Source organism: Tolumonas auensis DSM 9187 (genome assembly GCF_000023065.1).
Taxonomy (GTDB): Bacteria; Pseudomonadota; Gammaproteobacteria; order Enterobacterales; family Aeromonadaceae; genus Tolumonas; species Tolumonas auensis.
Genome location: NC_012691.1, coordinates 185,721 through 212,026 on the forward strand (window position 1 = coordinate 185,721; position 26,306 = coordinate 212,026).

The window sequence follows — 26,306 nt, forward strand, 5'->3', positions numbered from 1 at the left end:
TCAAAAACGGATTAACGCGTTTTTCCACCGTGGAAGACTTTCTCCAACCGCGCCTGAATCAGTTCCAGCAGGAAAGAGAGAATCCAGTAAATCACTGCCGCCGTGATTAGCATTTCCATGTAGCGGTAGGCTGAACGGCCGTAGCTTTGGGCCAGAAACATGATTTCCCATAAGCCCATCACTGAAACCAGTGACGAGTCTTTCAGCATCGCAATGAACATCGCCATGCCCGGCGGGATCGCTACTTTCATTGATTGTGGCAGGATCACTTTCAGGAAAGTCTGGTGTTTTTTAAGCCCCAGCGCCATGGCGGCTTCCCATTGACCACGCGGGATGGCCACGATCGCAGAACGGAAAATTTCGCTCAGGTAGGCGCCATAACAAAGTGCCAGCGCGATAATGCCGGATGGTATTGCCGTCGGAATCGGGCCAATTTGCGGCAGCCCCTGATAGATCAGCAATACCTGCAGCAGCAACGGGGTGCCGCGGAAAAACGATGTATAGAAAGTTGATATTCCATAGGCGAGAGGATTCAGACTCAGACGCCCCAGCGCTGCCAATAAGCCGAGGATCACGGAAGCCAGCATGGCTATCACGCAGACATAAATGGTCAGCGGGACACCCTGAATAAAACCATCAGGGGAGAGATGCAGGCCCGCCAGGAAAGGCAGCTTTTCCCATACATAGGCCATATCGAGATCGAATTTGGCAATAAACCAGATAAAGCCGATCATCAGCGCCAGCCAGACCAGCGTTACCTGCCACTTAAATTTGCTGGTCATGATGGTGTTGCGGTTCAATGAGAAATCCTTTCAGGTGGAGTCTATAGGAAAGGCGCTAGTTTAGCGGAATACATCACAAAATGCAGTTAACAAAGCATAAACAAGGGCGAAAACTCGCCCTTGTTTCGTAGTTTGACTAGCGGTTTTAATTAGCGGGAAATATCAGTACCGATCCATTTCACGGTGATTTTTTGCAGTGTGCCGTCTTTGCGCATGTCGTCAAAAATCTTCACGACCGTATCACGCCACTCTTTGTCACCCTTGTCGATCGCTACCCAGTTCGGGTCTTCAAACAGTGGTTCACCGACAATCTTGAATTTGCCCGGCATTTTACTGATACGTTCATTGGCGGTAACCAGGTTGGAAACCAGACCGTCAATACGTTTGCCAGCACCCAGTGACAGATCCTGATATTCCAGATCTTCGCTGCCATATGGCATTACCTGTACGGCCTTGAATGGATAAGTCACCGGTTTGGCACCGTAGCCTTCCATTTTCAGTGTCTGATTCAGATAACGCTCATAAGAGCCGCCCTGCTGAGCTGCAATTTTTTTGCCTTCCATATCAGCAAGTTTGGTCAATGGATTGCCGTTAACAGAGGTAACCAGTACAGCTGGTGAACTGTAGTAATGTGTCACGAAATCCAGGGAGCGGGCGCGTTGTGCATCGGGCGTCATGGAGCAGATACAGATATCCCAGCGTCCACGCCAGTTACCCGCAGTTGTCACTTCCCAGGCCGGCGTTTCGATTTTGGCCTTAACGCCCAGACGGCGGGCAAATTCTTTCGTCAGGTCGACGTCCATGCCGTCCATTTCATTTTTATCATTCAGAAACGAGTAGGGTGGATAAGCCTGATCCATAACGCCGATCAGTTCGCCACGCTCTTTGATGCGATCCAGTGTTTCACCAGCTACCGAAGCATGGCTGATCGTCACAGATCCTGCCAGAAGCAGTAAAGTTTGCAGTGTTTTGTATTGCATCATTATTCCCTAAGGGTGAGTAAACGTACATAATCTGAAATGCATTTACAGAAGGCAATAGCAATGGTTACCGGAATCATGATTTATTCATTGGTATGACGATTGCTATGCAATTTATAAATGTCCGCTAAACGACCCGGCTCAGGTTCATATCCTGGTGTGTCGCGCGTTTACTGCTCTTAATTTACATATTTATTTTTTGCGGAGAGATTTATGGTTGCAAGTATGGCCAGTGCATTGGCTCGTAATTTTTTGGGAAGCACCCCCCGATGGTACAAAATGACCATCGTGATGTTTCTGATCATTAACCCTTTTATCGTTGCGTTAAATCCATTTGTTGCCGGCTGGCTGCTGGTGGCGGAATTTATCTTTACCCTCAGTATGGCATTGAAATGCTATCCATTATTGCCGGGCGGCCTGCTGGCGCTGGAAGCGGTGTTTTCAGGTCTAACATCGGCTGAGCAGGTGAAACATGAGCTCAGTGCGAACCTTGAAGTACTGCTATTGCTGATGTTTATGGTAGCCGGCATTTACTTTGTCCGTCAGTTGTTACTGTATGTTTTCACTAAACTGTTAATTTCTGTCCGCTCCAAAATTGCACTTTCGCTGGCATTTTCAGTGATGGCTGCTTTTCTGTCGGCGTTTCTTGATGCGCTGACGGTGGTTGCGGTGGTCATCAGTATCTCTGTCGGTTTCTATTCTGTTTATCACAAATATGTCTCAACTCATCCGGAACATGACATTAATAACGATGACAGTATTCATAAACAGCATCACGCCGATCTGGAGCAGTTCCGGGCGTTTCTGCGCAGTCTGCTGATGCATGCGGCGGTAGGTACGGCCCTGGGTGGTGTCTGTACGCTGGTCGGCGAACCACAAAACCTGATTATCGGTGAAATGGCGGGCTGGAATTTTAGTGAGTTTTTTATCCGTATGTCAGCGGTATCCATTCCGGTCCTTATTTGTGGTTTGGCGACATGTGTGCTGATGGAAAAGTTGAAATGGTTCGGTTATGGCACTGTTATCCCTGAATCGGTTTATCTCATTCTGAAACAGTCGGCCGATCATGATGATGCTCACCGGACAACGCAGGAACGGCTCAAGCTGGTATGTCAGGCCATTATCTGTGTCTGGCTGATTGTAGGTCTGGCATTCCATCTGGCGGCGGTCGGATTGATCGGGCTGTCAGTGATTATTCTGGCCACCACCTTTACCGGTGTCTCTGATGAACATGCCATTGGCCGGGCATTTACAGAGTCGTTACCGTTTACCGCACTGCTTTCGGTCTTCTTCGTTGTCGTTGCGGTGATCATTGATCAGGAACTGTTCAGACCACTGATTCAGATGGTGCTTTCAGCGCCACAAGAGATGCAGCTGACACTGTTCTATATTGCCAACGGTGTGCTGTCGATGGTGAGCGATAATGTGTTTGTCGGAACGGTCTATATCAATGAGGCGCATACCGCCCTGGTGAACAATGTCATTTCCCGCGATCATTTTGATTTGCTGGCGGTAGCGATTAATACCGGTACTAACTTACCGTCGGTCGCGACCCCGAACGGACAGGCGGCCTTTCTGTTTCTGCTGACTTCCACGCTGGCACCGCTGGTGCGGATGTCTTATGGCCGTATGATGTGGATGGCGTTGCCATATACGATTGTATTGGCGGGTGTTGGCTTGTTATCCACCATGTATCTGTTACCGGATATGACACAATGGTTCTATGAGTCAGGCTGGCTGCAGCACAAAGCTGCTATTCCTGTCATCACTCCTGCTTCACATTAAGACCTAAGACCCAAACCGGAGGCTGGTTCGGCCTCCGGTTAGTCTATACAGCTGGCATGAGGAGAAATCGTGAGTAAAGTACAAATTCTCGACGGTGGCATGGGACGTGAACTGAAGCGTATCGGTGCGCCATTTCAGCAGCCGGAATGGTCTGCACTGGCGCTGCTGGATGCGCCGGAATATGTGACGATGGCGCACAATGCCTTTATCGGCAGTGGTGCCGATATTATTACTACGAACAGTTATGCTGTCGTTCCGTTCCATATCGGTGAAGTTCGTTTCACTGAACGCGGACATGCGCTGGCACAGCTGGCTGCGGAAATTGCCCGCGCCTGTGCGGACAAGGCTGCTCATCCCGTGACAGTGGCTGGCTCCTTATCACCAGTCTTGGGTTCGTATCGTCCGGATCTGTTTCAGATGGAAGCTGCTCTGCGGATCTATCGTGTACTGATTGCGGCACAGGAGCCGTTTGTCGATCACTGGCTGGCAGAAACACAAAGCTCAATTGCCGAGGTTAAGGCTGTGCGTCAGGCTTTGGGTGATAACAGCAAACCGCTCTGGGTTTCGTTTACGCTGGATGATGAACCCGCTGGTGGACAAGCCTTACTGCGTTCCGGTGAGACCGTGACGGATGCCGTGGCGGCAGCAATCGGGCTGAATGTCTCGGCCATTCTGTTTAACTGCAGTCAGCCGGAAGTGATGACGAATGCAGTACACGATGCCGTGGCCGAAATCCAGCGTCAGGGTAAAGCTATTCCGGTCGGGGTGTATGCGAATGCGTTTCCGGCACAATCCAAAGAGGCGGAAGCAAACGCCGAACTGGACGAGATCCGTGCTGATTTAAATCCTGATGCCTATTTGAACTGGGCGAAGAAGTGGATAGCCGCAGGGGCCACCATTATCGGCGGTTGCTGCGGCATTACGCCGGAGCATATTGCTCAGTTAGCCAAAGATCTTAAATAAAGACAACAGTCACCGAATCGGCGCTAACGATCAGGTGACTGACTATACCTATGAACGGTATAGCACTTTAATGATGTGATAACCAAAGCGGGTCTTAACCGGACCTACGGGCTGGAGCAGTTCGCAGGAAAACACCGCATTATCGAATGATGCCACCATATCACCCTTTTTAAATTCCCCCAGATCGCCACCGCGTTTTTTCGACGGACAGGTAGAGTATTTTTTTGCCAGTTGCTGAAAATCAGCACCTGCCGCCAGCTGTTTCATAATATCCAGTGCCTGAGCTTCTGTTTTTACCAGAATATGCAGTGCGGATGCGGTACGGGCCATGATGATAAGTTCTCTTCGATCAAAGGGGCGGGGATTATAGCGGAAGGTGCCGGATTTTCCAGCCAAGAGACCACGGATGATCGCAGCCTCTTGGCAAAGGGGGTTACGGTATGGTCAGCCAGTTATCACCCTCGAAACGCAGTTGCAGCAGCGTATTCGGATCGGGCTGTGGCTGATTGCTGACAGCCGGGCGTGACGGATAGGCACTGCCATCATGTTCCAGCGTCAGGTAGGTATTGGCCTGTTCAGCAGAAGGTATCAGCAGATCAAACCAGCCATTGTGGGCTGATGGTGCCACCATCACCGTCCCACTGAAGCCTTCTAACCGGCCGACCTGCTGATACTGACCGTTGTTGCCCTGCAACACCAGCCAGACACAACCGGATTTATCACACCAGTTCATTTCTGCCAGTGCATCCAGCGAACCATCACCGTTCAGATCGGCTTTCACATAGCGATATTGCGTACCACTGGCCTGACTGCCGCTACTTTCCAGAAACTGACGCAGAGCCTGTTCAATGGTGTTATCCGCTTGCACGGACGCCTGCAGTATACCGGCAGAGAAACTCGCCAGCGTAGCCGCAGTAGCCGTTCCCGACATTACAGCCGAACTGTTATTTGCCATACCGGAGGTCATACTGGTTGCCGCAATTGCAGCGGCACCATTCAGTACTGTTTCATTCTGTGCAAAACTGCTTTCACCGGCTGGAATTTCCTGTGTTGCCGGTGGTGCAACGACCACTGCTGCTGAACCTGTGGGAAGGGTAGCGGAATCAGTTGTTACGGTATTTTCACGGCCATCTTTCGTGGTCAGTACCAGTGGTTTATCAAAATAGGCCTTGCCGGCTTCCAGCTCGCGGTAATCTGCGGTCAGCGTGTTATCTTTCCAGTGGAAGGTGATGCTTTCATTGATCGGTAAGCCCATGCGCTGATTAAACATCACCCGGATGGTCTGATCGTTCTGTGGCTGCCACGCACCGTCGTAGATCACTTCCGGCCCGGTTTCACGGGTATGAATCATCTTCGCCTGATAATTGCTTTCCAGCACCAGACTGATATCTGCTTTTTGCGTATCGTCATGGCCTTGCCAGTCATGCGCCGGTTGTTGCTGCGTCAGTGATTTTCCCTGTTCCGCACAGCCGGAGAGCGTCTGACCATCATCCAGTTCCAGTGTTACTACATAACCGAGCCATTGCTGACTGTCAGCATCCTGGCAGTAACCAGGCCGCAGATTCAGCGTCGCTTGTTTGCCGGACTGATTATCCAGTGCCAGCTGTAACTGTTTTTCTGCCGGACGGGTGACGTCAGTCAGCTGGTAACTATCAACACCATCGGGGGTCGTCAGCGATGCCTGCTGACCATCAATGATCAGTGACCAGAATGGCTGATTGTTGCCAGCCTTCAGCAGGTAATTTTCGCTGCTGTTCTGACAGATACTCTGATCGGTGGTGATACGGGAAACGTGTTTGGCTTCAAGGCTGAAGGGCGCTCCGCGGCCGGCACCGGGGGAGAGCTGACCACTCAGACTGGCCTGTAAGGTCTGCGGTGAACCGAGTTGTTGCCATTGCTGCCAGAAACTGTCATCCATCACCAGTTGCCACTGCTGGTTACTGCCACAAGGCGTGAAGACAGCCTGCTCTGCCTGCCGCTGGATGGTACCGCTGAACAACGGAGAGAGTTCTTGCTGCAATCTGGCTGACATGTCGGAAGCAACAAGTGTCTGGGTATTTTTCCCGGGAACACTGGTAGTGTTACATCCTACCAGTGCAATCAGCAGACCAGACAAGACAAAACGTGACAACGGCATAAGGTTTCCCGTACAGAAAATATTCTGTCCAGTTTATACGATCTGTCGCTGGTGGCGTTAAAAAAGCTACTCGGCCAGCAGCAATTGCTGCAGATATTCGGCTACCCCGTCTTCATCATTGATCCCGGCCCGCGGCAGATCCGGCAGTGCCATTTTCAGACGATCGTGTGCATTGCCCATGACCACACCATGTCCGACCACTGACAACATTTCGTAATCATTCATACCATCCCCGAACGCGATGGCCGAGCTGAGCGGAATATCGTGCTGTTCCAGAATGGAGGTAATCGCCGCGCCTTTATTGACACCCAAAGCCATTACTTCCAGACAGTCTGGTTGTGAAAAGGCAATGCTCAGCTGACCGGCATAACGTTCCAGCAGGGTGTTTTCCAGTTCCAGCAGTGGTTCATGTTCGGCGATAAAAAAGAATTTATTGATGCTGCTTTTGTCCAGAACGACTAAATCCGTCTTGGTATAGCAAAAGCCGGTGTCTTTGTGATATTCCAGATATTCCGGCATCTCTTTATTGGTAAACCAGGCGTCCGGTGTATAGATATTAACGGCAATCTCAGGATCTGGCAGCGGCATTTCGGATAACTCCTGCGCAATATCCGCCGGCAAAGTGCGGTTAAAGATCATTTCATCCTGCTTATCGGTCACTACCGCACCATTTGATGTCACCAGATAAATATCCAGTCCCAATGCAGTCCGGATCGCTTTTACATCAATATGATGGCGGCCGGTCGCCACGATAAATTTGGTCCCTTCGGCGACCAGTTGCTTTAAGACTTTTCGGGTATGCGTTGAAACATGATGCTGGTTATTCAGCAGGGTACCATCCAGGTCAGAGATAACGACTTTATACATACTGGAACCTCGTTACAGCGGCTAAATAGCGGATTATGGGAGCGGTTACAGTATAACGGAGGAACGATAACAGCGCATTAACATTCACTTGAAATGCCATTTATTGCGAATGAAAGCAGTCGGACGTGGATAACCACCTGCAAATAGCAACCGTTGTTGTTCGCCGTGCGGCAACAGATAGCCGCACGGATAAAAACTGGCTTGCTCTCCAGGATTTATGCGTCGGCCTCTTTGGTCCGCAACCGGCTGGTGGTGCGGTTCACGCGTAATACGTCCGGCATTACTCTGATTTTCCGCATAATGTCCGCCAGATGGACCCGATGTTTGGCCGTAATCAGCAGGTTTACCTGATACACCCGCGCATCTTTTTCTTCGGTACTGATGCTGTGAATATTGGCGCCTGTTGCGGAAATCACGTTGGCCAGTTGTGCCAGTACCCCCTGGTGATTAACCACTTCGACCTGGATACCGGTTTTAAATTCCTGCTCGCCTAAATGTTCCATATCCCATTGTACCGGCTGATATTTATCCGGTTCCCGGTTATAACCGCGGATGTTCGGACAGCCTTCCTGATGTACCACCAGTCCTTTACCCGGACTGATATGGGCAACGATGGCATCACCGGGAATAGGGCGGCAACATTTGGCAAAACTCACCAGCATGCCGCTGGCACCCCGGATGGGCAGTTTGCGGTAAGCCGGCGATGTTTTTTTCTCCGGTTCCTGTTCATGCTGTCCCAGCAGACGCCGGGCGATGACCACACTCATCTGGTTGCCGAGGCCGATATCAGCCAGCAAACCATCCAGTGATTCATGTCGGGTATCCTGTAATACCTGCTGCAGGTTTTCCGCCGGTATCTCTTCGAATTTTTTCCCGCCCAGAGAATGGCTGAGCAAACGTCGACCGAGAATAATGGACTCTTCGGCACGCAAGTTTTTCAGGAACTGGCGGATTTTGGTTCGGGCCCGCGAGGTCACCACGAAGTTCAGCCAGGCCGCATTCGGACGGGCTCCGGGTGCGGTAATGATTTCAATGGTTTGTCCGGAGGTCAGCGGACGGCTGAGCGGGAAGGGCTGGCGTTCTACACGGGCACCAACGCAGCTATTACCGATATCGGTGTGTACGGCATACGCAAAGTCAACCGGGGTTGCTCCCGCCGGCAGTTCCAGAATACGGCCTTCCGGTGTGAAAACATAAATTTCATCCGGGAAGAGATCCGTTTTTACGCTCTCAATAAACTCAAACGAGCTACCGGCACTTTGCTGCAGTTCCAGCAGATTCTTCATCCAGCGTTGTGCGCGGATCTGTGCTGTGCTGCCAGTGATATCTCCGTTACTCTTGTAAGCCCAGTGTGCCGCCACCCCTTTGTCTGCCATCTGATCCATATATTCGGTACGGATCTGGATCTCTACCGGCACACCGTGCGGACCGACCAGCGAGGTATGCAATGACTGATAGCCGTTGGTTTTAGGGATGGCGATATAATCTTTGAAACGACCGGGGCGGGGTTTATACAGGCTGTGCATCTGACCGAGCACCCGGTAACAGGTATCTATATCATCGACAATCACGCGGAAGGCGTAGATATCCATGACTTCATAAAAGCGGAGCTCTTTTTTCACCATCTTGTTATAGATGGAATAGAGATTTTTCTCGCGGCCGCAGACTTCCGCTTTGATGCCAGCGTCCTGCAGACGACCCGCGATCTCCTTATAAACGGAATCAATCACCTCTTTACGGTTACCGCGCGCACGTTTTACCGATTCGCGCAGAATACGGGCGCGCATCGGGTAAAGAGCTTCAAAACCAAGCTCTTCCAGCTCACTCTTAAAGGTGTGAATACCGAGGCGGTTGGCGATGGGCGAGAATATTTCCAGTGTTTCGCGGGCGATACGACGACGTTTATCCGGACGTAAAGACCCCAGAGTCCGCATATTGTGTGTGCGGTCGGCGAGCTTGATCAGGATAACGCGAATATCCTGCACCATGGCCATCACCATTTTGCGGAAGTTTTCTGCCTGTGCTTCTTTATGATCACGAAATTTGAGTTTATCGAGTTTGGATACGCCGGAAACCAGTTCAGCTACCGCCGGACCAAACTGCAAGGCCAGTTGTTCTTTCGTAACCGGGGTATCTTCGATCACATCATGCATTAAGGCTGCAGAAATGGTCTCATAATCCAGATGCATTTCTGCCAGGATCGTCGCCACTGCAACAGGATGGGTGATATAGGGTTCGCCACTGGAACGGGTTTGCCCTTCATGAGCATCGCGTGCGACCAGAAAGGCATCCTGGATCCGGGTCACCTGTTCTTCGGGCAGATAGCTGCCCAGTAATGTTTTCAGATCTTCAAACAGATACAAAAGTGACCCCGCTTCACGACTCATCGGCGTACAACCATATCCCGCAGTTTGCGATTATTCCGCACACTTGTAAATAATGACAAAAACGGCACCACTAGGGTGCCGTTCGTAATAAGCAACAAATGAATGCTTAGAATCCGTAATCGCGATCCTGAGTCAGCGCTGCTACGGCAGCCAGTTCACTCGCTTCCTGCTGCTGCTGTTCGATACGCTCTTGCGCATCCATGAACTGATTAGAAATCAAACCTTCTTCGATCTCGCGCAATGCGATCACGGTTGGTTTGTCATTTTCTTCATCTACCAGCGGTTCTTTGCCCTGAACGGCAAGCTGACGAGCGCGGCGAGCGGCCACCAGCACCAAATCAAAGCGGTTGCCAACTTGTTTTACCGCATCTTCAACAGTAACGCGTGCCATAGCAAACTCCCATATAAATCGAGGGTGAAAATTCTACTTGGTTTTAATTTATCCCGCCAGTAGCTGATTCAGCAGTTCGGCGTGACAAATAGCCTGCGGACGCAGTTTTGCGCGACCCGCGAGTACGATGGCATGCAATTGTTGCAATGCCTGTTCAAAATCATCATTGATGATCAGATAGTCATATTCAGGATAGTGCGACATTTCTGAAACCGCCTGCGCCATGCGCTTGGCAATCACTTCAGTGCTGTCCTGACCGCGGCCAATCAGTCGTTGTTCCAGGATTGGCAAACTTGGCGGCAATACAAAAATAGATTGGGTTGCGCTATACAGTTCGCGGATCTGACGTGCGCCCTGCCAGTCGATATCAAGGAATACATCAATACCTTTAGCCAGCGCCTGTTCTATCAATTCTTTGGATGTGCCGTAATAATTACCAAATACCTCTGCCCATTCAAAAAAAGCATCGCGGGCAATCAAAGCCTGAAACTCTTCTTTGCTGACAAAGTGGTAATGCACACCATTTTCTTCACCGGGGCGCATCGCCCGCGTGGTATGAGAAACGGAAAGTGCCATCCGGCCATCGCTGTTATAGCGTGACAATAACGCTGTTAACAGACTGGATTTTCCTGCTCCGCTGGGAGAGGAAATAATAAATAGCGTACCTGCAGCAGCCATGATGCGCTCCTATCAAGTAACAGGAAAATAGTTTTGCCGGTCAGGGTATGGTGACGGGCTGATAACAAAAAACCCGGCACAAGACCGGGTTTTTTAGAACGCCAGACCAATTACTTGATCTTGCCTTCCTTGTAAATTACATGCTGACGAACAACAGGATCAAATTTTTTGATCTCCATTTTCTCAGGCATGGTGCGCTTGTTCTTGGTCGTAGTGTAGAAGTGACCAGTACCGGCGCTGGAGTTCAGACGAATTTTTTCGCGAGCACCTTTAGCCATGATTTATCTCCTTACACCTTTTCGCCACGAGCACGGATATCAGCCAATACAGCTTCAATACCCAGCTTGTCGATGATACGCATACCCTTCGGTGTTAAACGCAGGGTAACAAAACGCTTCTCGCCTTCAACCCAGAAACGGTGAGATTGCAGGTTAGGCAGGAAACGGCGACGGGTCGCGTTTTTAGCGTGAGAACGGTTGTTCCCCACTGTCGGACGCTTACCGGTTACTTGACACACTCTAGACATGTTGTCTCTCCAAAAATCTTACTTCTGCTCGCGCATTTTCTGTTGCCCCGCTGCCGTATAGCAGAGCACAAGATAGAAGGCGGCATTTTATACAGCATCGCCCCGACAAGATCAAGCAAAAAGCCCTTATCAGGATCGTTTTATAACCATCCACGTTCGGCAAAAGAGACGGGATCCCCATCTCCTATCACAAAGTGATCCAACACCCGCACGTCGATCAGACGTAAAGCGTCGCAAATACGCTCAGTGATATGGCGATCGGCGTGACTTGGTTCGGCTACGCCGGACGGGTGATTATGACAGAGAATGACTGCGGCAGCATTATGTTTTAATACTGTCTGTACGATTTCCCGTGGATAGACACTTGCCGCATCAATTGTACCAAAAAATAATTCACAAAACCTGAGAACGCGATGCTGATTATCCAGTAACAGCATCGCAAATACTTCCCGTGGCCGATCGCGTAATTGTGCTTGCAGATAACGCCGGACTAGCTGTGGGCTGGTCAGTGAGTCGCCACGTTGCAGACATTCCGACAGATAGCGGTTGCTCATTTCTAACACCGCCTGCAGTTGCACATATTTAGCTGGCCCCAGACCGTGCGCCTGACAAAATTGTGCCTGTTCTGCTCCCAATAATGCCCGTAACGAGCCGAATTCCTGCAACAGGTTTCTTGCCAGCTCAATGGCATTGCAACCAGCCACCCCGGTACGCAGAAAAATCGCCAGTAATTCAGCATCACTTAACGCACTGGCACCACGTTGTAATAACTTTTCCCGGGGACGTTCATCTTCCGGCCAGTCACAGATAGCCATACTTTTCCTTATTTTTGGCGCAGAAAAGCTTACTTTAAGCGATGTTTGTGGTTGCAAATGCCTGTGATCACCGACAGGCATTGTGTACTATCTTTGCCAGTTTTTATGGATCTGGGGTGCATACTGATGCAATTACAAAATAAACGGATCCTGCTGGGGGTGACTGGTGGGATCGCTGCATACAAAGCAGCAGAAATTATTCGCCGTTTGCGTGAGCATGGCGCAGAGGTCCGCGTTGTAATGACTGATGCAGCGAAGGAATTCATCACACCGCTGACATTACAGGCAGTATCCGGTCATATTGTTGCCAACAGTATGTTTGATCCGCAGGCCGAAGCCGGCATGGGGCATATCGAGTTGGCGAAGTGGGCTGACCTGGTGCTGGTGGCTCCGGCAACAGCTAATGTGATTTCCCGTCTTACCACAGGGATGGGTGATGAGCTGCTGACGACACTCTGTCTGGCCAGTCCGGCACCATTAGCGATCGCGCCTGCGATGAACATGCAGATGTATCTGCACGCGGCGACACAGAATAATCTGAAAGTGCTGGCTGAGCGTGGTGTGCAGATCTGGGGGCCGGGTATCGGCAGTCAGGCCTGCGGCGATGTGGGGCCGGGACGTATGCTGGATCCGCTGGATATTGTGGAAGAAGTAATCCGTTTTTTCCAACCGGCACCCCATTCTGAACTCTCTTTTCTGATCACTGCCGGACCAACGCGTGAAGCGATCGATCCGGTGCGTTATATCAGTAATCACAGCTCCGGTAAGATGGGCTTTGCTCTGGCGGAAGCGGCAGCAGCATTAGGTGCTAAAGTGACGCTGGTTGCTGGTCCGGTCAATTTACCGACACCAAAAGGCGTCAACCGGGTTGATGTCGAAAGCGCATTGGATATGCAAGCAGCGGTTGACGCAGAAGTGTCCCGGCATCAGATCTTTATTGGCTGCGCCGCGGTGGCTGATTACCGCACGGAATCGGTTGCGCCACAGAAAATGAAGAAACAGGCTGACAGCGATACGCTGACACTACAACTGGTGAAGAATCCCGATATTATTGCCGGTGTTGCGGCGCGCGCAGATAAGCCTTTTGTGGTAGGCTTCGCCGCCGAAACACAGGATGTGGCTCGTTATGCGCTGGATAAGCTGCAACGTAAAGGGCTGGATATGATCGCCGCCAACGATGTCAGCCGCACAGAACAGGGGTTTAATTCTGATCAGAATGCACTGACGGTATTCTGGCAGAATGAGCAGCAGGAATTGCCTCTGGCCAGCAAACAACAAGTCGCCCAACAACTCATTTCATTAATCATACAGCGCTATCAACATGAAACAGATTGAACTTAAGATCCTCGATGCCCGCATCGGAAATGAATTTCCACTGCCTGAATACGCGACACCCGGTTCTGCCGGTTTAGATCTGCGCGCCTGTCTGGACGCTGCGGTTGTATTGGCCCCTGGTGAGACACAACTGATCCCAACCGGGCTGGCCATCCATATCGCTGATCCGGGTTTGTGTGCCACCATTCTGCCGCGTTCCGGTTTAGGCCATAAACACGGCATCGTATTGGGGAATTTGGTCGGTCTGATTGACTCTGACTACCAAGGTCAGTTAATGGTGTCAGTATGGAATCGTGGTAATACTACTTTTACTATCCAACCAGGTGAGCGCATCGCGCAATTAGTGTTTATGCCAGTAGTGCAGGCCAGTTTCAACATCGTTGATGATTTTGATACGTCAGAACGTGGTGAGGGCGGTTTTGGCTCATCCGGCCGACATTAATTCTTCCTGCTGAAATGTAAAGAGGAGTGATAAATCACTCCTCTTTGTCGTATTTGCGTGTATCAGCAAAGAAATCAGACGCCGTAACTGGCGCGGTATGCTTTCACTTTTTCCAGATATTCAGTCATTTCCGGCTGAGTTTCCAGATAACGGATCAGATCACCCAGTGTAATGATTGCAATCACCGGCGCATTATAGTCACGCTGTACTTCCTGAATGGCAGATAACTCGCCTTTCCCTTTTTCCTGACGATCCAGCGCGATTAACACGCCAGCCAGTTCCGCGCCATTAGCCTGGATCAGATCCATCGATTCACGGATTGCGGTACCAGCGGTGATCACATCGTCAACCAGCATGATGCGGCCTTTCAGCGGACTACCAACCAGATTGCCACCTTCACCATGATCTTTGGCTTCTTTACGGTTAAAGCACCATGGAACGTCCTGATCATGCAGTTCTGCAAGCTGTACCGCCGTCGCAGATGCAATCGGGATGCCTTTATATGCCGGGCCAAACAGTACGTCATACGCAATACCGCTATCTACCAGTGCGGCTGCATAATAACGGCCCAGTTTGGCCAGATCGCGGCCGGAGTTAAATAAACCGGCATTGAAGAAATAAGGGCTTTTACGACCCGATTTCAGGGTGAATTCGCCAAACTTCAGTACCTGTTTTTCCAGAGCAAATTCAATAAACTCGCGCTGATATGCCTTCATCGTGATTTTTCCCTTGTTACCTGAATCTGAATATCAGGCCAGTGCCTGACGCTGATGCTGAATGATTTGCTGAATACCCTGCTTGCCCAGTTCCAGTAACTGCATGAGTTCTTCCTGAGAGAATGGTTCACCTTCTGCGGTACCCTGGATCTCAATCATTTTTCCAGTTTCAGTCATCACCAGATTCATGTCAGTTTCTGCGCTGGAATCCTCGTCATAATCCAGATCGCAAACCGGAGCTCCTTCATAAATGCCAACTGAAACGGCAGCAACCATGAAGTTCAGCGGATTCGTTTTCAGTGAGCCTTTTGCTAACATCCAGTTCAGTGCATCCGCCAGCGCCACACAGGCTCCGGTGATCGAGGCAGTCCGTGTTCCGCCATCAGCCTGCAATACATCGCAGTCAACGGTGATGGTGTTTTCACCCAGTTTAGTCAGATCGACGGCCGCACGCAGTGAACGTGCAATCAGGCGCTGAATTTCTAAAGTCCGGCCACCCTGTTTGCCAGACGCGGCTTCACGGTGCATGCGGGAATGAGTGGAACGTGGCAGCATGCCATATTCTGCAGTTACCCAGCCCTGACCTTTTCCTTTCAGAAAACGAGGGACACCTTCAGTGACTGTCGCTGTACACAGTACTTTAGTCCGGCCGAATTCAACCAGTACTGAACCTTCAGCATGGCAGGTATATTGACGGGTAATTGTTATTGGACGCAGTTGTTCCGGCGTTCTTCCGCTTGGACGCATGATGATTCCTGACTGTATTAAATTACCGCGAATTATACGTGATCTATGCCTGTATTGCATGGCTACTGACGTCACGGGATGGGTTGAGTATAATCGGTACAATTCCTCGCTACTAAAGAGCACGCCATGATCCATAGTATGACCGGTTACGCCCGCAAAGAATTCAAAGGTGACTGGGGAACGGCAGTCTGGGAAATCCGCTCCGTGAACCAACGCTATCTGGAAACCTATTTCCGTCTGCCGGAGTCCTTCCGTAATCTGGAGGCGGTATTGCGAGAGCGTTTCCGTCAGGGATTAGAACGCGGCAAAATCGAATGTAATCTGCGGTTTGAAAGTCAGGTTAGCCAGGGGCAATTACAGATCAATGAAGCTCTGGCTGAGCAGTTGATTGATAATGCTTTATGGGTGATTGATCGTGCCGGACAAGGGCAGCTTAATCCGGTAGATATCCTGCGCTGGCCTGGTGTGATGGAAGGTGAAGAACAGGATATGGATGCCCTGAATGTCATTCTGCTGACAGCATTTGATGAGGTATTCAAAGAGTTTATTGCTGCACGTCGTTCCGAGGGCGATAAACTGAAAGCTTTACTGGAACAACGTCTGGAAGGTGTTGCGGTTGAAGCAGCGAAAGTGCGGGAACATATGCCTGCAATTCTCAACTGGCAGCGCCAGCGCCTGCTTGATCGATTGGCAGAAGCCAAAGTTGAGCTGGAACCTACCCGTATTGAACAGGAAATTGTCCTGCTGGCACAGAAAATTGATGTGGCAGAAGAATTAGACCGGCTGGATATGCATGTGACTGAAACCCGTAAAATCATCGGTAAAGGTGGTGCATGTGGTCGCCGTCTGGACTTCATGATGCAGGAATTCAACCGCGAATCGAATACGTTGGCATCAAAATCAATTAATGCAGAGGTGACACAGGCAGCTGTGGAGCTGAAAGTGTTGATTGAGCAGATGCGTGAGCAGATCCAAAACGTTGAGTAACCATAAGAAGCCCGCAGCAGCGGGCTTTTTTCAATACCATTGGATCTCTGATTAGCCAGTCGCTTGTTCTTCTACCAGAACTGAATCGCCCAGCAGATCGTCATCATCTTCAATTGACTCGGTCAGCTCACCTTCCAGCTTAGCAACAACAGACGATGCGATGGCATTCCCCATCACATTAGTTGCAGAGCGTGCCATATCCAGGAAATGATCCACACCCAGTAACAATAACAGGCCTGCTTCCGGAATATTGAATTGCGCCATAGCTGCCGCGATTACCACCAGAGATGCACGTGGAACGCCCGCCATACCCTTTGATGTCACCATCAGCAGCAGCAACATAGTGATCTGCTGTGCAATGGAGATTTCCATACCGTAAGCCTGTGCGATAAACATCGTTGCAAAGGTGCAGTACATCATGGAGCCGTCAAGGTTAAATGAATAACCGACTGGCAGTACGAAGCTGGAGATCTTTTCTGAACAGCCGAAACGTTTCAGACCTTGCAGTGTTTTTGGATAAGCTGCTTCTGAACTGGCAGTAGAGAATGCCAGCAGAATTGGTTCACGGATAAACTTCGGCAGACTTAAAACACGACGGCCCAGAAACAGGCTACCCATCAATAACAGCAGACACCACAGAACAAGGATCGAACCATAGACTTCACCAACAAAAGTACCGTAAGTCAGCAGAATCCCCAGTCCTTGTTTAGCAATCAACGCCGTAATAGCACCAAAAACGGCAAACGGAGCAAAGTTCATCACATAACCGGTGACTTTCAGCATGATGTTCGCGATGCTTTCCATCACATTAACAACAGGCTTGGCTTTTTCACCCATACCTGATGCAGCCACACCGAAGAACAGAGAAAAGATGACCAGTTGCAGGATCTCATTCGTTGCCATCGCTTCTACAACACTTCGCGGAATTGCATGAGTTACAAAGTCTTTTAGCGTGATGGCGGTAGCACTGATACCTGATTTAGCTGTCACGTCCGGTAATGGCAGATTCAGACCAACACCGGGTTGCAGCAGGTTGACCATGATCAAGCCCAAGGCCAGTGAAACCAGTGATGCAGTCATAAACCACGCCATGGCTTTAATACCAACACGGCCAACAGTCTGGCTGTCGCCCATTTTAGCAATACCCACGACCAGTGTAGAAAACACCAGCGGTGCGATAATCATTTTGATTAAGCGCAGGAATATATCGGTCAGAATTGAAATATTTGAGGCAAAAGCTGCGATAGATGCAGGATCAGTCACGTTCGAACGATACAGATGTCCAGTGAGAATACCCACTAACATACTGATCAGGATCATGGCCGTCAGTTTATTCATTTTCATTATGTTTTTGTTCCTAAGTAGATGTAAACAAAGCGAAGAGACATCATGTCAATGGGATTCTTCCATGCAGCGCATCTTTGAGTAGACGCATATATCAGATGCATACATACCTAGTGGTATGAGAGAGCGGGTGAAAGCAGGAATTAGCAGCATCAGAATATTTGGCTGAATTTACTACAAAACGTCATGCATTTGCATGTTTTGTCAGGTTGTTGCTCAATAAAAAACCAAATAGAGCAATAAATTAAGAAGAAGTGACGGTTGCTTTAGCGGGATGTTACAGCAATGAGGGACAAAATGATTGTTTTTAACATTCGCCGGCGTCTAAGCCGGCGATGTAGTCGCAAAATCGACCGATGCGAGTTCGATCCGGTTTCCTCCACTCTGTTTACCGTGCTGTAACGCTGTATCCGCACGGATTAAACATTGATCAAAACTTTCATCAGGTAACAATTCTGCGACGCTGAATGTCAGAGAAACAGGAAGTGATATACCTTCTTTCCGTAATGGCGCAGCAAGTAGTTTTTCCTGTACCCGTTTTGCGATTTGTTCTGCAGACGTTAATGATCCACCGGGCAAAAGAAGCAAAAATTCACCACCACCCCAACGGGAAGCACGATCATTATGCCGAATTGAGTCATGTAAGATCTGAGCTACATGAATGAGAGCCGTATCGCTAATACTCTGTCCATATCGTTCATGCATTGATTTGAAGTGATCCACCTCTGCAATAATAAGAGCCATTGGTTGTCTGGCATATGGTGACGTAGCGAATATCTCATCAATCCTTGACAATATCGCGCAGCGGTTATCCAGACCGGTTAACTGATCAGTAGTGGCTGATTCCGGTATGGGCGATTCATCCTCTTGCAGCAAGAAGTTATAGACATAGAGCTGATAACTCAAACCTATAAAGAAGATCACCAGGTTAATATAACGAACCAGCATGCTGTAAAAGGAAGGCAGTTCGAACATAACCGGACTGCCATAGGAGTGATAGTCCAGCAATAGGTAAATAACAAGCACAGCTTCAATGAAAAATATTCTCTTTGCCTGCGATTTGAACGCGTATAGAAAACTCATTGGCACCAGTAACAGCAAATAAAAATGGAATCCACTCTGCCAGCCCAATACCTCGCTTGATATAAGCGAGTGTCCAATCAAATCTATCCATATCAATGCGGCAATAGATTTGAATGAACGTGCACGCAGCAGCCACAACGCAATGATATAAAGCAGAAGACTGCCAATGTTGGTCACAATCAGTACAGGTATGCTGAAATATACAAATACTAAGAGAAACAGCACATGCACTGATATCGCCGCGAGTATGGCCTGACGAACAAAGAGCTGAAAGCAAGGTGATTCCACTATCAGTTGTCTCATAACTATATGACCCATAAAAACAACATAAATGTATTTTAAGAATGGCACACTTTACTCTGACGTCTATCTCTCATTTCTCGGAATCGGAAAAATTGAGAGATATACCTAGGAGCATTTATCGTGTTGAGTGATTCGTGCACGCCCTTTGCTGGTTTTCTGCACGTAGTGATGCAAAACCAAGCACTCAGCAAAAATCCGCAATAAAGCGCTTGCCTAAAAAGTTCGGCTCCCTATAATGCGGCCCCACTGAGACGGCAGACGCCGCGACAGAGCAAGTTAAGTGGTTGTGACGAACGACACTTGACAAGCCAGAGGGAAAGCGTAGAATGCGCCTCCCTGACCCAATGCGGTCACGCTCTTTAACAATATATCAAGCAATCTGTGTGGGCACTTGCGTAGATTGATTAGATTGAAAAAATTTAATCAATGATGCGAGTGACTATTAAGAAACAAGTATTCATTGAGTCAAAAAACTTTAATTGAAGAGTTTGATCATGGCTCAGATTGAACGCTGGCGGCAGGCCTAACACATGCAAGTCGAACGGCAGCGGGGGGTAGCTTGCTATCCTGCCGGCGAGTGGCGGACGGGTGAGTAATGCCTGGGGAGCTGCCCAATCGAGGGGGATACCAACTGGAAATGGTTGCTAATACCGCATACGCCCTGCGGGGGAAAGGTGGGGACCTTCGGGCCTACCGCGATTGGATGCACCCAGGTGGGATTAGCTGGTTGGTGAGGTAACGGCTCACCAAGGCGACGATCTCTAGCTGGTCTGAGAGGATGACCAGCCACACTGGAACTGAGACACGGTCCAGACTCCTACGGGAGGCAGCAGTGGGGAATATTGCACAATGGGGGAAACCCTGATGCAGCCATGCCGCGTGTGTGAAGAAGGCCTTCGGGTTGTAAAGCACTTTCAGTAGGGAGGAAGGGGTGATGTCTAATACGCATCATCATTGACGTTACCTACAGAAGAAGCACCGGCTAACTCCGTGCCAGCAGCCGCGGTAATACGGAGGGTGCAAGCGTTAATCGGAATAACTGGGCGTAAAGCGCACGCAGGCGGTTAGATAAGTCAGATGTGAAATCCCCGGGCTCAACCTGGGAACTGCATTTGAAACTGTCCGACTAGAGTCTTGTAGAGGGGGGTAGAATTCCAGGTGTAGCGGTGAAATGCGTAGAGATCTGGAGGAATACCGGTGGCGAAGGCGGCCCCCTGGACAAAGACTGACGCTCAGGTGCGAAAGCGTGGGGAGCAAACAGGATTAGATACCCTGGTAGTCCACGCTGTAAACGATGTCGATTTGGAGTTTGTGCCATTATGAGCGTGGGTTCCGAAGCTAACGCGATAAATCGACCGCCTGGGGAGTACGGCCGCAAGGTTAAAACTCAAATGAATTGACGGGGGCCCGCACAAGCGGTGGAGCATGTGGTTTAATTCGATGCAACGCGAAGAACCTTACCTGGCCTTGACATGCTGAGAAGTTTGTAGAGATACGAATGTGCCTTCGGGAACTCAGACACAGGTGCTGCATGGCTGTCGTCAGCTCGTGTCGTGAGATGTTGGGTTAAGTCCCGCAACGAGCGCAACCCCTATCCTTTGTTGCCAGCGGGTAATGCCGGGAACTCAAGGGAGACTGCCGGTGATAAACCGGAGGAAGGTGGGGATGACGTCAAGTCATCATGGCCCTTACGGCCAGGGCTACACACGTGCTACAATGGCGTATACAGAGGGAAGCGACCTCGCGAGAGCAAGCGGAACCCACAAAGTACGTCGTAGTCCGGATCGGAGTCTGCAACTCGACTCCGTGAAGTCGGAATCGCTAGTAATCGTGGATCAGAATGCCACGGTGAATACGTTCCCGGGCCTTGTACACACCGCCCGTCACACCATGGGAGTGGGTTGTACCAGAAGTAGTTAGTCTAACCCTTCGGGGAGGACGATTACCACGGTGTGATTCATGACTGGGGTGAAGTCGTAACAAGGTAACCGTAGGGGAACCTGCGGTTGGATCACCTCCTTACCTTAAACTAATTGACTATGTGAGTGCTCACACAGATTGCTTGTGTCCCCTTCGTCTAGAGGCCCAGGACATCGCCCTTTCACGGCGGTAACAGGGGTTCGAATCCCCTAGGGGACGCCAGAAGTTCTTTAAAAATTTGGAAAGCTGATAAAAGTTCAATCAAGACAAACAAGCGTCTTGGAAAAAACTTGGTATGTAAACCAGTATAACTGGTCACATATGCAGCGTTGAGTAGGAAACTACTTGGGGTTGTATGGTTAAGTGACTAAGCGTACACGGTGGATGCCTAGGCAGTCAGAGGCGAAGAAGGACGTGCTAACCTGCGTTAAGCTGTGAGGAGTCGGTAAGAGACGCTATTACTCACAGATATCCGAATGGGGAAACCCACTGCATTTATGCAGTATTGCATGATGAATACATAGTCATGCAAGGCGAACCGGGAGAACTGAAACATCTAAGTACCCCGAGGAAAAGAAATCAACCGAGATTTCCTTAGTAGCGGCGAGCGAACGGGAATTAGCCCTTAAGTTTCTTGGAAGTTAGTGGAACAGTCTGGAAAGGCTGGCGGCACAGGGTGATAGCCCCGTACATGAAAACGACCTTGAGATGAAAACGAGTAAGGCGGGACACGTGGTATCCTGTCTGAACATGGGGGGACCATCCTCCAAGGCTAAATACTCCTGACTGACCGATAGTGAACCAGTACCGTGAGGGAAAGGCGAAAAGAACCCCTGTGAGGGGAGTGAAATAGAACCTGAAACCGTGTACGTACAAGCAGTGGGAGCCTCTTTGTGGGGTGACTGCGTACCTTTTGTATAATGGGTCAGCGACTTACATTCTGTAGCAAGGTTAACCGAATAGGGGAGCCGTAGGGAAACCGAGTCTTAACTGGGCGACTAGTTGCAGGGTGTAGACCCGAAACCGAGTGATCTAGCCATGGGCAGGTTGAAGGTGCCGTAACAGGTACTGGAGGACCGAACCCACTAATGTTGCAAAATTAGGGGATGACCTGTGGCTAGGGGTGAAAGGCCAATCAAACTCGGAGATATCTGGTTCTCCCCGAAAGCTATTTAGGTAGCGCCTCGGACGAATACTACTGGGGGTAGAGCACTGTTTCGACTAGGGGGTCATCCCGACTTACCAACTCGATGCAAACTCCGAATACCAGTAAGTACTATCCGGGAGACACACGGCGGGTGCTAACGTCCGTCGTGAAGAGGGAAACAACCCAGACCGCCAGCTAAGGTCCCAAAGTACTAGTTAAGTGGGAAACGATGTGGGAAGGCTCAGACAGCTAGGATGTTGGCTTAGAAGCAGCCATCATTTAAAGAAAGCGTAATAGCTCACTAGTCGAGTCGGCCTGCGCGGAAGATGTAACGGGGCTAAACTAGTCACCGAAGCTGCGGATTTGCACGCAAGTGCAAGTGGTAGGGGAGCGTTCTGTAAGTCTGTGAAGGTGTGTGGTAACGCATGCTGGAGATATCAGAAGTGCGAATGCTGACGTGAGTAACGTTAAAGGGAGTGAAAGACTCCCTCGCCGGAAGACCAAGGGTTCCTGTCCAACGTTAATCGGGGCAGGGTGAGTCGACCCCTAAGGCGAGGCTGAAAGGCGTAGTCGATGGGAAGCGGGTTAATATTCCTGCACTTTTTGTAACTGCGATGAGGGGACGGAGAAGGCTAAGTAAGCCAGCGGTTGGTAGTGCTGGTGAAAGGTGGTAGGGATGTACGGTAGGCAAATCCGCTGTACTTTATTCCGAGAGCCGAGACGAAGTGACTACGGTCATGAAGTTACTGATGCCACGCTTCCAGGAAAAGCCTCTAAGCTTCAGGTTACGAAGAATCGTACCCCAAACCAACACTGGTGGTCAGGTAGAGAATACCAAGGCGCTTGAGAGAACTCGGGTGAAGGAACTAGGCAAAATAGTACCGTAACTTCGGGAGAAGGTACGCTGTTGTTGGTGAAGGAATTTACTTCCGGAGCGAATGACAGCCGCAGTGACCAGGTGGCTGGGACTGTTTAACAAAAACACAGCACTCTGCAAACACGAAAGTGGACGTATAGGGTGTGACACCTGCCCGGTGCCGGAAGGTTAATTGATGGGGTTAGCGCAAGCGAAGCTCTTGATCGAAGCCCCGGTAAACGGCGGCCGTAACTATAACGGTCCTAAGGTAGCGAAATTCCTTGTCGGGTAAGTTCCGACCTGCACGAATGGTGTAACCATGGCCACGCTGTCTCCACCCGAGACTCAGTGAAATCGAATTCGCCGTGAAGATGCGGTGTACCCGCGGCTAGACGGAAAGACCCCGTGAACCTTTACTATAGCTTGACACTGAACATTGAACCTACCTGTGTAGGATAGGTGGGAGGCTTTGAAGTGATGACGCCAGTTGTCATGGAGCCGACCTTGAAATACCACCCTGGTATGTTTGATGTTCTAACCTCAACCCATTATCTGGGTCAGGGACAGTGTCTGGTGGGTAGTTTGACTGGGGCGGTCTCCTCCCAAAGAGTAACGGAGGAGCACGAAGGTGGGCTAATCACGGTCGGACATCGTGAGGTTAGTGCAATGGCATAAGCCCGCTTAACTGCGAGACGGACAGGTCGAGCAGGTGCGAAAGCAGGTCATAGTGATCCGGTGGTTCTGAATGGAAGGGCCATCGCTCAACGGATAAAAGGTACTCCGGGGATAACAGGCTGATACCGCCCAAGAGTTCATATCGACGGCGGTGTTTGGCACCTCGATGTCGGCTCATCACATCCTGGGGCTGAAGTTGGTCCCAAGGGTATGGCTGTTCGCCATTTAAAGTGGTACGCGAGCTGGGTTCAGAACGTCGTGAGACAGTTCGGTCCCTATCTGCCGTGGGCGTTGGATGATTGAGTGGGGTTGCTCCTAGTACGAGAGGACCGGAGTGAACGAACCGCTGGTGTTCGGGTTGTCATGCCAATGGCACTGCCCGGTAGCTAAGTTCGGAAAAGATAACCGCTGAAAGCATCTAAGCGGGAAACTTGCCACGAGATGAGTCATCCCTAGGACTATAAGTCCTCTGAAGGGCCGTTGAAGACTACGACGTTGATAGGTGGGGTGTGTAAGTGTAGTGATACATTGAGCTAACCCATACTAATGACCCGAGAGGCTTAACCATACAACACCCAAGTAGTTTTGAAGCGCTTGTTTGATTGATGAACGAAATAAAGACCGCGAGGTCACAGCTTTCCAAGACTTATTGCTAACGAGACCCAATGAGTTAGTGATAAGGGACCCGAATATGCCTGGCGGCAATAGCGCGATGGAACCACCTGTACCCATGCCGAACACAGAAGTGAAACGTTGTAGCGCCGATGGTAGTGTGGCATTCGCCATGTGAGAGTAGGACACTGCCAGGCTTCTAAATTGAAAGAAGACAAAAACCCCGCTTACGCGGGGTTTTTGTGTTTTTATTTTTTAGTAGAAATTAATACTTAATTATTAATGTAATCCATTCTATTTCAGCCCCTGAATAGCATCTATAACCCTTTCTTGATCAACAAGTTCCCAGTCATCACGACGTGAGCGTGGTGATTTCTCGCCGATACTCACCAAATACTCCATAAAAAGATGGGCATTTTTGATTTCTGTTAAATGTGTATCCATATTGCGTTGGCTCCTATCTGTGATGTGAATGCATGAAAACTGCATTTATCGGAGTCTATAGCGTTCGTCGTAAAGCAGCCATTCTATGACGTACGATCTATGTGGAGCTAAGCTAAGATAGTTCGATTATACATAATGACTTAAAAAGGTTATTTGTCGCTGATTGCAGCAACTGATGCATCCAGTAGTTGAACCAGAGCCTGAGGTGAAATTTCTACAGATACACCTCGCTTACCACCGCTAACTAAGATTGATGGATACAAAAATGCACTTTCATCTAATAATGTCGGTAATACTTTTTTTTGAGCAAAAGGACTAATCCCTCCTAATTTATATCCCGTAACACGTTCAGCATCTTTTGGATTCATCATTATTGCATGTTTAAGATGAGCTGCTTTTGCGGAGGCCTTAAGATTCAGATGCATATTTACTGGAATAATAGCAGTTACGGCTTGTGTACCATGCTGAATCAGTAATGTCTTAAAAACTTTGCCTTTTTCCATTCTTAATTGCTCGGCACAGTGTTTACCAAAATCATCACTGACATTGCATTCATAAGTATGTACTTTAAATTCTGAGCCAATGTGTTTTAGAAATCGAATAGCTGGGGTCATTTTTATCTCCTCCATGTATCCAGGAAATTTCGGTAATATGGTTATATATTAATGATGAAGTCAGGCTTGTTTAAGCTAATCCGGATTGAATCAACTTATATATCGTGAGCTGATCAGCTTTTTAAGTCTGTATGAATAGGATACTCCATAAAAATTGACATACCATCCTTGATTTTTTCTTAAGTAGCATAATGAAGACTGGTGGTGTGTCTGAAAAATAAAAATCCGGGATCAAATAAAATTGATCCCGGATTTTTACCTGTATTGAGGCATGAGTAGCCTAAAGCCTGTCAGCGAAAGCGGCAGGCTTTTTAATTATTTGTATTCACACAGATAAGCTGTGTCTGTTGCAACTTTCAGCTGAAATTTGCTGTTACCCGGCACGTTGAATTCCTGACCAGCAGAAAAAGTCTGCCATTCGGTTGCACCTGGCAACTGTACTGTCAGGGCACCACGGATAACCACCATTAATTCAGGTGCTCCTGTGCCAAATTCATACTCACCCGGAGCCATGACACCTACGGTAGCGCGCTGATCAGCCAGATCAAAACCGATGGATTTCACGTTACCTGAAAAATACTCATTAACTTGCAACATAGTTCAACGCTTCCTTGTAGATAAACGCCAAAAGCATAGCACAGAGATACATTTTTCGGCAGAGCAGAAGCGGATAAATGTGCTTTTTATCATCGAGAAGCCCATGAACTGATAAGTAAATATATCCGTTATAAAAGACAGGTTTTATTCTTTAAAAAATATAGGTGATGTTA

General features: G+C 49.4%; 23 protein-coding genes, 1 tRNA gene and 3 rRNA genes. 9 read left to right on the forward strand and 18 right to left on the reverse strand.

Features of this window, described 5'->3' with window-relative positions; translation table 11 throughout:
* Positions 1-11: 11 nt before the first annotated feature.
* Together TOLA_RS00915 and TOLA_RS00920 are read right to left on the reverse strand one after the other, a co-directional pair.
* A complete protein-coding gene (locus tag TOLA_RS00915) occupies positions 12-800 on the reverse strand; it encodes an amino acid ABC transporter permease (protein ID WP_012728400.1) in 789 nt (262 codons plus the stop codon).
* A gap of 131 nt (positions 801-931) precedes the next feature.
* Positions 932-1,762, reverse strand: coding sequence for a transporter substrate-binding domain-containing protein (locus tag TOLA_RS00920; RefSeq protein WP_041609435.1), 831 nt, complete (start codon positions 1,760-1,762; stop codon positions 932-934).
* A 213-nt stretch (positions 1,763-1,975) separates the two neighbouring features.
* On the opposite strand from TOLA_RS00920, the gene nhaB reads away from it, so the two are divergent.
* Positions 1,976-3,547 (forward strand): sodium/proton antiporter NhaB, encoded by a 1,572-nt coding sequence (gene nhaB, locus TOLA_RS00925; protein WP_012728402.1) that lies wholly within the window; start codon positions 1,976-1,978, stop codon positions 3,545-3,547.
* 69 nt (positions 3,548-3,616) lie between these two features.
* Positions 3,617-4,510 carry a homocysteine S-methyltransferase family protein gene (locus TOLA_RS00930; RefSeq protein WP_012728403.1) on the forward strand — a complete coding sequence of 298 codons (894 nt, stop codon included), beginning with the start codon at positions 3,617-3,619 and terminating at the stop codon, positions 4,508-4,510.
* A gap of 48 nt (positions 4,511-4,558) precedes the next feature.
* Here the strand turns inward: TOLA_RS00930 and ppiC are convergent, their stop codons facing one another.
* The 9 genes from ppiC to radC all read right to left on the reverse strand — a co-directional run bounded on the left by ppiC (position 4,559) and on the right by radC (position 12,311).
* On the reverse strand, positions 4,559-4,840 hold the full coding sequence (gene ppiC, locus TOLA_RS00935) for a peptidylprolyl isomerase PpiC (RefSeq protein ID WP_012728404.1): 282 nt from the start codon (positions 4,838-4,840) through the stop codon (positions 4,559-4,561).
* 103 nt (positions 4,841-4,943) lie between these two features.
* Positions 4,944-6,647 (reverse strand): COG3650 family protein, encoded by a 1,704-nt coding sequence (locus TOLA_RS00940; RefSeq protein ID WP_012728405.1) that lies wholly within the window; start codon positions 6,645-6,647, stop codon positions 4,944-4,946.
* Positions 6,648-6,713: 66 nt separating this feature from the next.
* Positions 6,714-7,514, reverse strand: a complete 801-nt coding sequence (locus tag TOLA_RS00945) for a Cof-type HAD-IIB family hydrolase (protein ID WP_012728406.1) — start codon at positions 7,512-7,514, stop codon at positions 6,714-6,716.
* A 215-nt stretch (positions 7,515-7,729) separates the two neighbouring features.
* Positions 7,730-9,877: a bifunctional GTP diphosphokinase/guanosine-3',5'-bis pyrophosphate 3'-pyrophosphohydrolase gene (gene spoT / locus TOLA_RS00950; protein WP_012728407.1), complete on the reverse strand. Its 2,148-nt coding sequence runs from the start codon at positions 9,875-9,877 to the stop codon at positions 7,730-7,732.
* 130 nt (positions 9,878-10,007) lie between these two features.
* Positions 10,008-10,292, reverse strand: coding sequence for a DNA-directed RNA polymerase subunit omega (rpoZ, locus tag TOLA_RS00955; protein WP_012728408.1), 285 nt, complete (start codon positions 10,290-10,292; stop codon positions 10,008-10,010).
* Positions 10,293-10,340: 48 nt separating this feature from the next.
* On the reverse strand, positions 10,341-10,970 hold the full coding sequence (gene gmk, locus TOLA_RS00960) for a guanylate kinase (protein WP_012728409.1): 630 nt from the start codon (positions 10,968-10,970) through the stop codon (positions 10,341-10,343).
* A gap of 110 nt (positions 10,971-11,080) precedes the next feature.
* Positions 11,081-11,248, reverse strand: a complete 168-nt coding sequence (gene rpmG / locus TOLA_RS00965) for a 50S ribosomal protein L33 (RefSeq protein WP_012728410.1) — start codon at positions 11,246-11,248, stop codon at positions 11,081-11,083.
* Positions 11,249-11,259: 11 nt separating this feature from the next.
* Positions 11,260-11,496: a 50S ribosomal protein L28 gene (gene rpmB / locus TOLA_RS00970; RefSeq protein ID WP_012728411.1), complete on the reverse strand. Its 237-nt coding sequence runs from the start codon at positions 11,494-11,496 to the stop codon at positions 11,260-11,262.
* 140 nt (positions 11,497-11,636) lie between these two features.
* Positions 11,637-12,311: a RadC family protein gene (radC, locus tag TOLA_RS00975; RefSeq protein WP_012728412.1), complete on the reverse strand. Its 675-nt coding sequence runs from the start codon at positions 12,309-12,311 to the stop codon at positions 11,637-11,639.
* A 126-nt stretch (positions 12,312-12,437) separates the two neighbouring features.
* On the opposite strand from radC, the gene coaBC reads away from it, so the two are divergent.
* A complete protein-coding gene (gene coaBC / locus TOLA_RS00980; RefSeq protein ID WP_041609586.1) occupies positions 12,438-13,646 on the forward strand; it encodes a bifunctional phosphopantothenoylcysteine decarboxylase/phosphopantothenate--cysteine ligase CoaBC in 1,209 nt (402 codons plus the stop codon).
* Entirely contained in the window at positions 13,633-14,088 is a 456-nt protein-coding gene (gene dut / locus TOLA_RS00985; protein ID WP_012728414.1) for a dUTP diphosphatase, read from the forward strand. The genes coaBC and dut overlap by 14 nt, the downstream gene beginning before the upstream one ends.
* 74 nt (positions 14,089-14,162) lie before the next feature.
* Here the strand turns inward: dut and pyrE are convergent, their stop codons facing one another.
* Both pyrE and rph read right to left on the reverse strand, forming a co-directional pair.
* The gene (pyrE, locus tag TOLA_RS00990; RefSeq protein WP_012728415.1) at positions 14,163-14,804 is read right to left on the reverse strand and encodes an orotate phosphoribosyltransferase; all 642 of its coding nucleotides are present in this window, start codon (positions 14,802-14,804) and stop codon (positions 14,163-14,165) included.
* A gap of 33 nt (positions 14,805-14,837) precedes the next feature.
* A complete protein-coding gene (gene rph, locus TOLA_RS00995; protein WP_321410412.1) occupies positions 14,838-15,554 on the reverse strand; it encodes a ribonuclease PH in 717 nt (238 codons plus the stop codon).
* 123 nt (positions 15,555-15,677) lie between these two features.
* On the opposite strand from rph, the gene TOLA_RS01000 reads away from it, so the two are divergent.
* Positions 15,678-16,538, forward strand: a complete 861-nt coding sequence (locus tag TOLA_RS01000; protein ID WP_012728417.1) for a YicC/YloC family endoribonuclease — start codon at positions 15,678-15,680, stop codon at positions 16,536-16,538.
* A gap of 51 nt (positions 16,539-16,589) precedes the next feature.
* On the opposite strand, the gene TOLA_RS01005 is transcribed toward TOLA_RS01000, so the two are convergent.
* A complete protein-coding gene (locus tag TOLA_RS01005; protein WP_012728418.1) occupies positions 16,590-17,882 on the reverse strand; it encodes a dicarboxylate/amino acid:cation symporter in 1,293 nt (430 codons plus the stop codon).
* 324 nt (positions 17,883-18,206) lie between these two features.
* Entirely contained in the window at positions 18,207-19,316 is a 1,110-nt protein-coding gene (locus tag TOLA_RS01010) for a GGDEF domain-containing protein (RefSeq protein ID WP_012728419.1), read from the reverse strand.
* Between the two features lie 428 nt (positions 19,317-19,744).
* Between TOLA_RS01010 and TOLA_RS01015 the strand changes: the two genes are divergently transcribed.
* The 4 genes from TOLA_RS01015 to rrf all read left to right on the forward strand — a co-directional run bounded on the left by TOLA_RS01015 (position 19,745) and on the right by rrf (position 24,675).
* Positions 19,745-21,290 (forward strand): 16S ribosomal RNA (locus tag TOLA_RS01015).
* Positions 21,291-21,334: 44 nt separating this feature from the next.
* A tRNA-Glu gene (locus TOLA_RS01020) sits at positions 21,335-21,410 on the forward strand.
* Positions 21,411-21,545: 135 nt separating this feature from the next.
* Positions 21,546-24,434 (forward strand): 23S ribosomal RNA (locus TOLA_RS01025).
* 126 nt (positions 24,435-24,560) lie between these two features.
* Positions 24,561-24,675 (forward strand): 5S ribosomal RNA (rrf, locus tag TOLA_RS01030).
* Together the 16S, 23S and 5S rRNA genes with 1 tRNA gene alongside form the textbook arrangement of a ribosomal RNA operon.
* A gap of 97 nt (positions 24,676-24,772) precedes the next feature.
* On the opposite strand, the gene TOLA_RS16745 is transcribed toward rrf, so the two are convergent.
* The 3 genes from TOLA_RS16745 to ppnP form a co-directional block, all read right to left on the reverse strand.
* The gene (locus TOLA_RS16745) at positions 24,773-24,922 is read right to left on the reverse strand and encodes a hypothetical protein (RefSeq protein ID WP_171804895.1); all 150 of its coding nucleotides are present in this window, start codon (positions 24,920-24,922) and stop codon (positions 24,773-24,775) included.
* A gap of 149 nt (positions 24,923-25,071) precedes the next feature.
* Positions 25,072-25,536, reverse strand: coding sequence for a Cys-tRNA(Pro) deacylase (ybaK, locus tag TOLA_RS01035; protein ID WP_012728420.1), 465 nt, complete (start codon positions 25,534-25,536; stop codon positions 25,072-25,074).
* Positions 25,537-25,851: 315 nt separating this feature from the next.
* Positions 25,852-26,133 (reverse strand): pyrimidine/purine nucleoside phosphorylase, encoded by a 282-nt coding sequence (gene ppnP / locus TOLA_RS01040; protein WP_012728421.1) that lies wholly within the window; start codon positions 26,131-26,133, stop codon positions 25,852-25,854.
* Positions 26,134-26,306: the final 173 nt, after the last annotated feature.

Bases quoted from the DNA above. Each gene is read 5' to 3' on its own strand.
- gmk (WP_012728409.1), bottom strand. From the start codon at position 10,970: ATGGCTGCTGCAGGTACGCTATTTATTATTTCCTCTCCCAGCGGAGCA.
- TOLA_RS01005 (WP_012728418.1), bottom strand. From the start codon at position 17,882: ATGAAAATGAATAAACTGACGGCCATGATCCTGATCAGTATGTTAGTG.
- ybaK (WP_012728420.1), bottom strand. From the start codon at position 25,536: ATGACCCCAGCTATTCGATTTCTAAAACACATTGGCTCAGAATTTAAA.
- ppnP (WP_012728421.1), bottom strand. From the start codon at position 26,133: ATGTTGCAAGTTAATGAGTATTTTTCAGGTAACGTGAAATCCATCGGT.
- TOLA_RS01000 (WP_012728417.1), top strand. From the start codon at position 15,678: ATGATCCATAGTATGACCGGTTACGCCCGCAAAGAATTCAAAGGTGAC.
- TOLA_RS00920 (WP_041609435.1), bottom strand. From the start codon at position 1,762: ATGCAATACAAAACACTGCAAACTTTACTGCTTCTGGCAGGATCTGTG.
- dut (WP_012728414.1), top strand. From the start codon at position 13,633: ATGAAACAGATTGAACTTAAGATCCTCGATGCCCGCATCGGAAATGAA.
- TOLA_RS00945 (WP_012728406.1), bottom strand. From the start codon at position 7,514: ATGTATAAAGTCGTTATCTCTGACCTGGATGGTACCCTGCTGAATAAC.
- coaBC (WP_041609586.1), top strand. From the start codon at position 12,438: ATGCAATTACAAAATAAACGGATCCTGCTGGGGGTGACTGGTGGGATC.
- TOLA_RS00940 (WP_012728405.1), bottom strand. From the start codon at position 6,647: ATGCCGTTGTCACGTTTTGTCTTGTCTGGTCTGCTGATTGCACTGGTA.
- nhaB (WP_012728402.1), top strand. From the start codon at position 1,976: ATGGTTGCAAGTATGGCCAGTGCATTGGCTCGTAATTTTTTGGGAAGC.
- ppiC (WP_012728404.1), bottom strand. From the start codon at position 4,840: ATGGCCCGTACCGCATCCGCACTGCATATTCTGGTAAAAACAGAAGCT.
- radC (WP_012728412.1), bottom strand. From the start codon at position 12,311: ATGGCTATCTGTGACTGGCCGGAAGATGAACGTCCCCGGGAAAAGTTA.
- rpmB (WP_012728411.1), bottom strand. From the start codon at position 11,496: ATGTCTAGAGTGTGTCAAGTAACCGGTAAGCGTCCGACAGTGGGGAAC.
- rpmG (WP_012728410.1), bottom strand. From the start codon at position 11,248: ATGGCTAAAGGTGCTCGCGAAAAAATTCGTCTGAACTCCAGCGCCGGT.
- pyrE (WP_012728415.1), bottom strand. From the start codon at position 14,804: ATGAAGGCATATCAGCGCGAGTTTATTGAATTTGCTCTGGAAAAACAG.
- TOLA_RS16745 (WP_171804895.1), bottom strand. From the start codon at position 24,922: ATGGATACACATTTAACAGAAATCAAAAATGCCCATCTTTTTATGGAG.
- rpoZ (WP_012728408.1), bottom strand. From the start codon at position 10,292: ATGGCACGCGTTACTGTTGAAGATGCGGTAAAACAAGTTGGCAACCGC.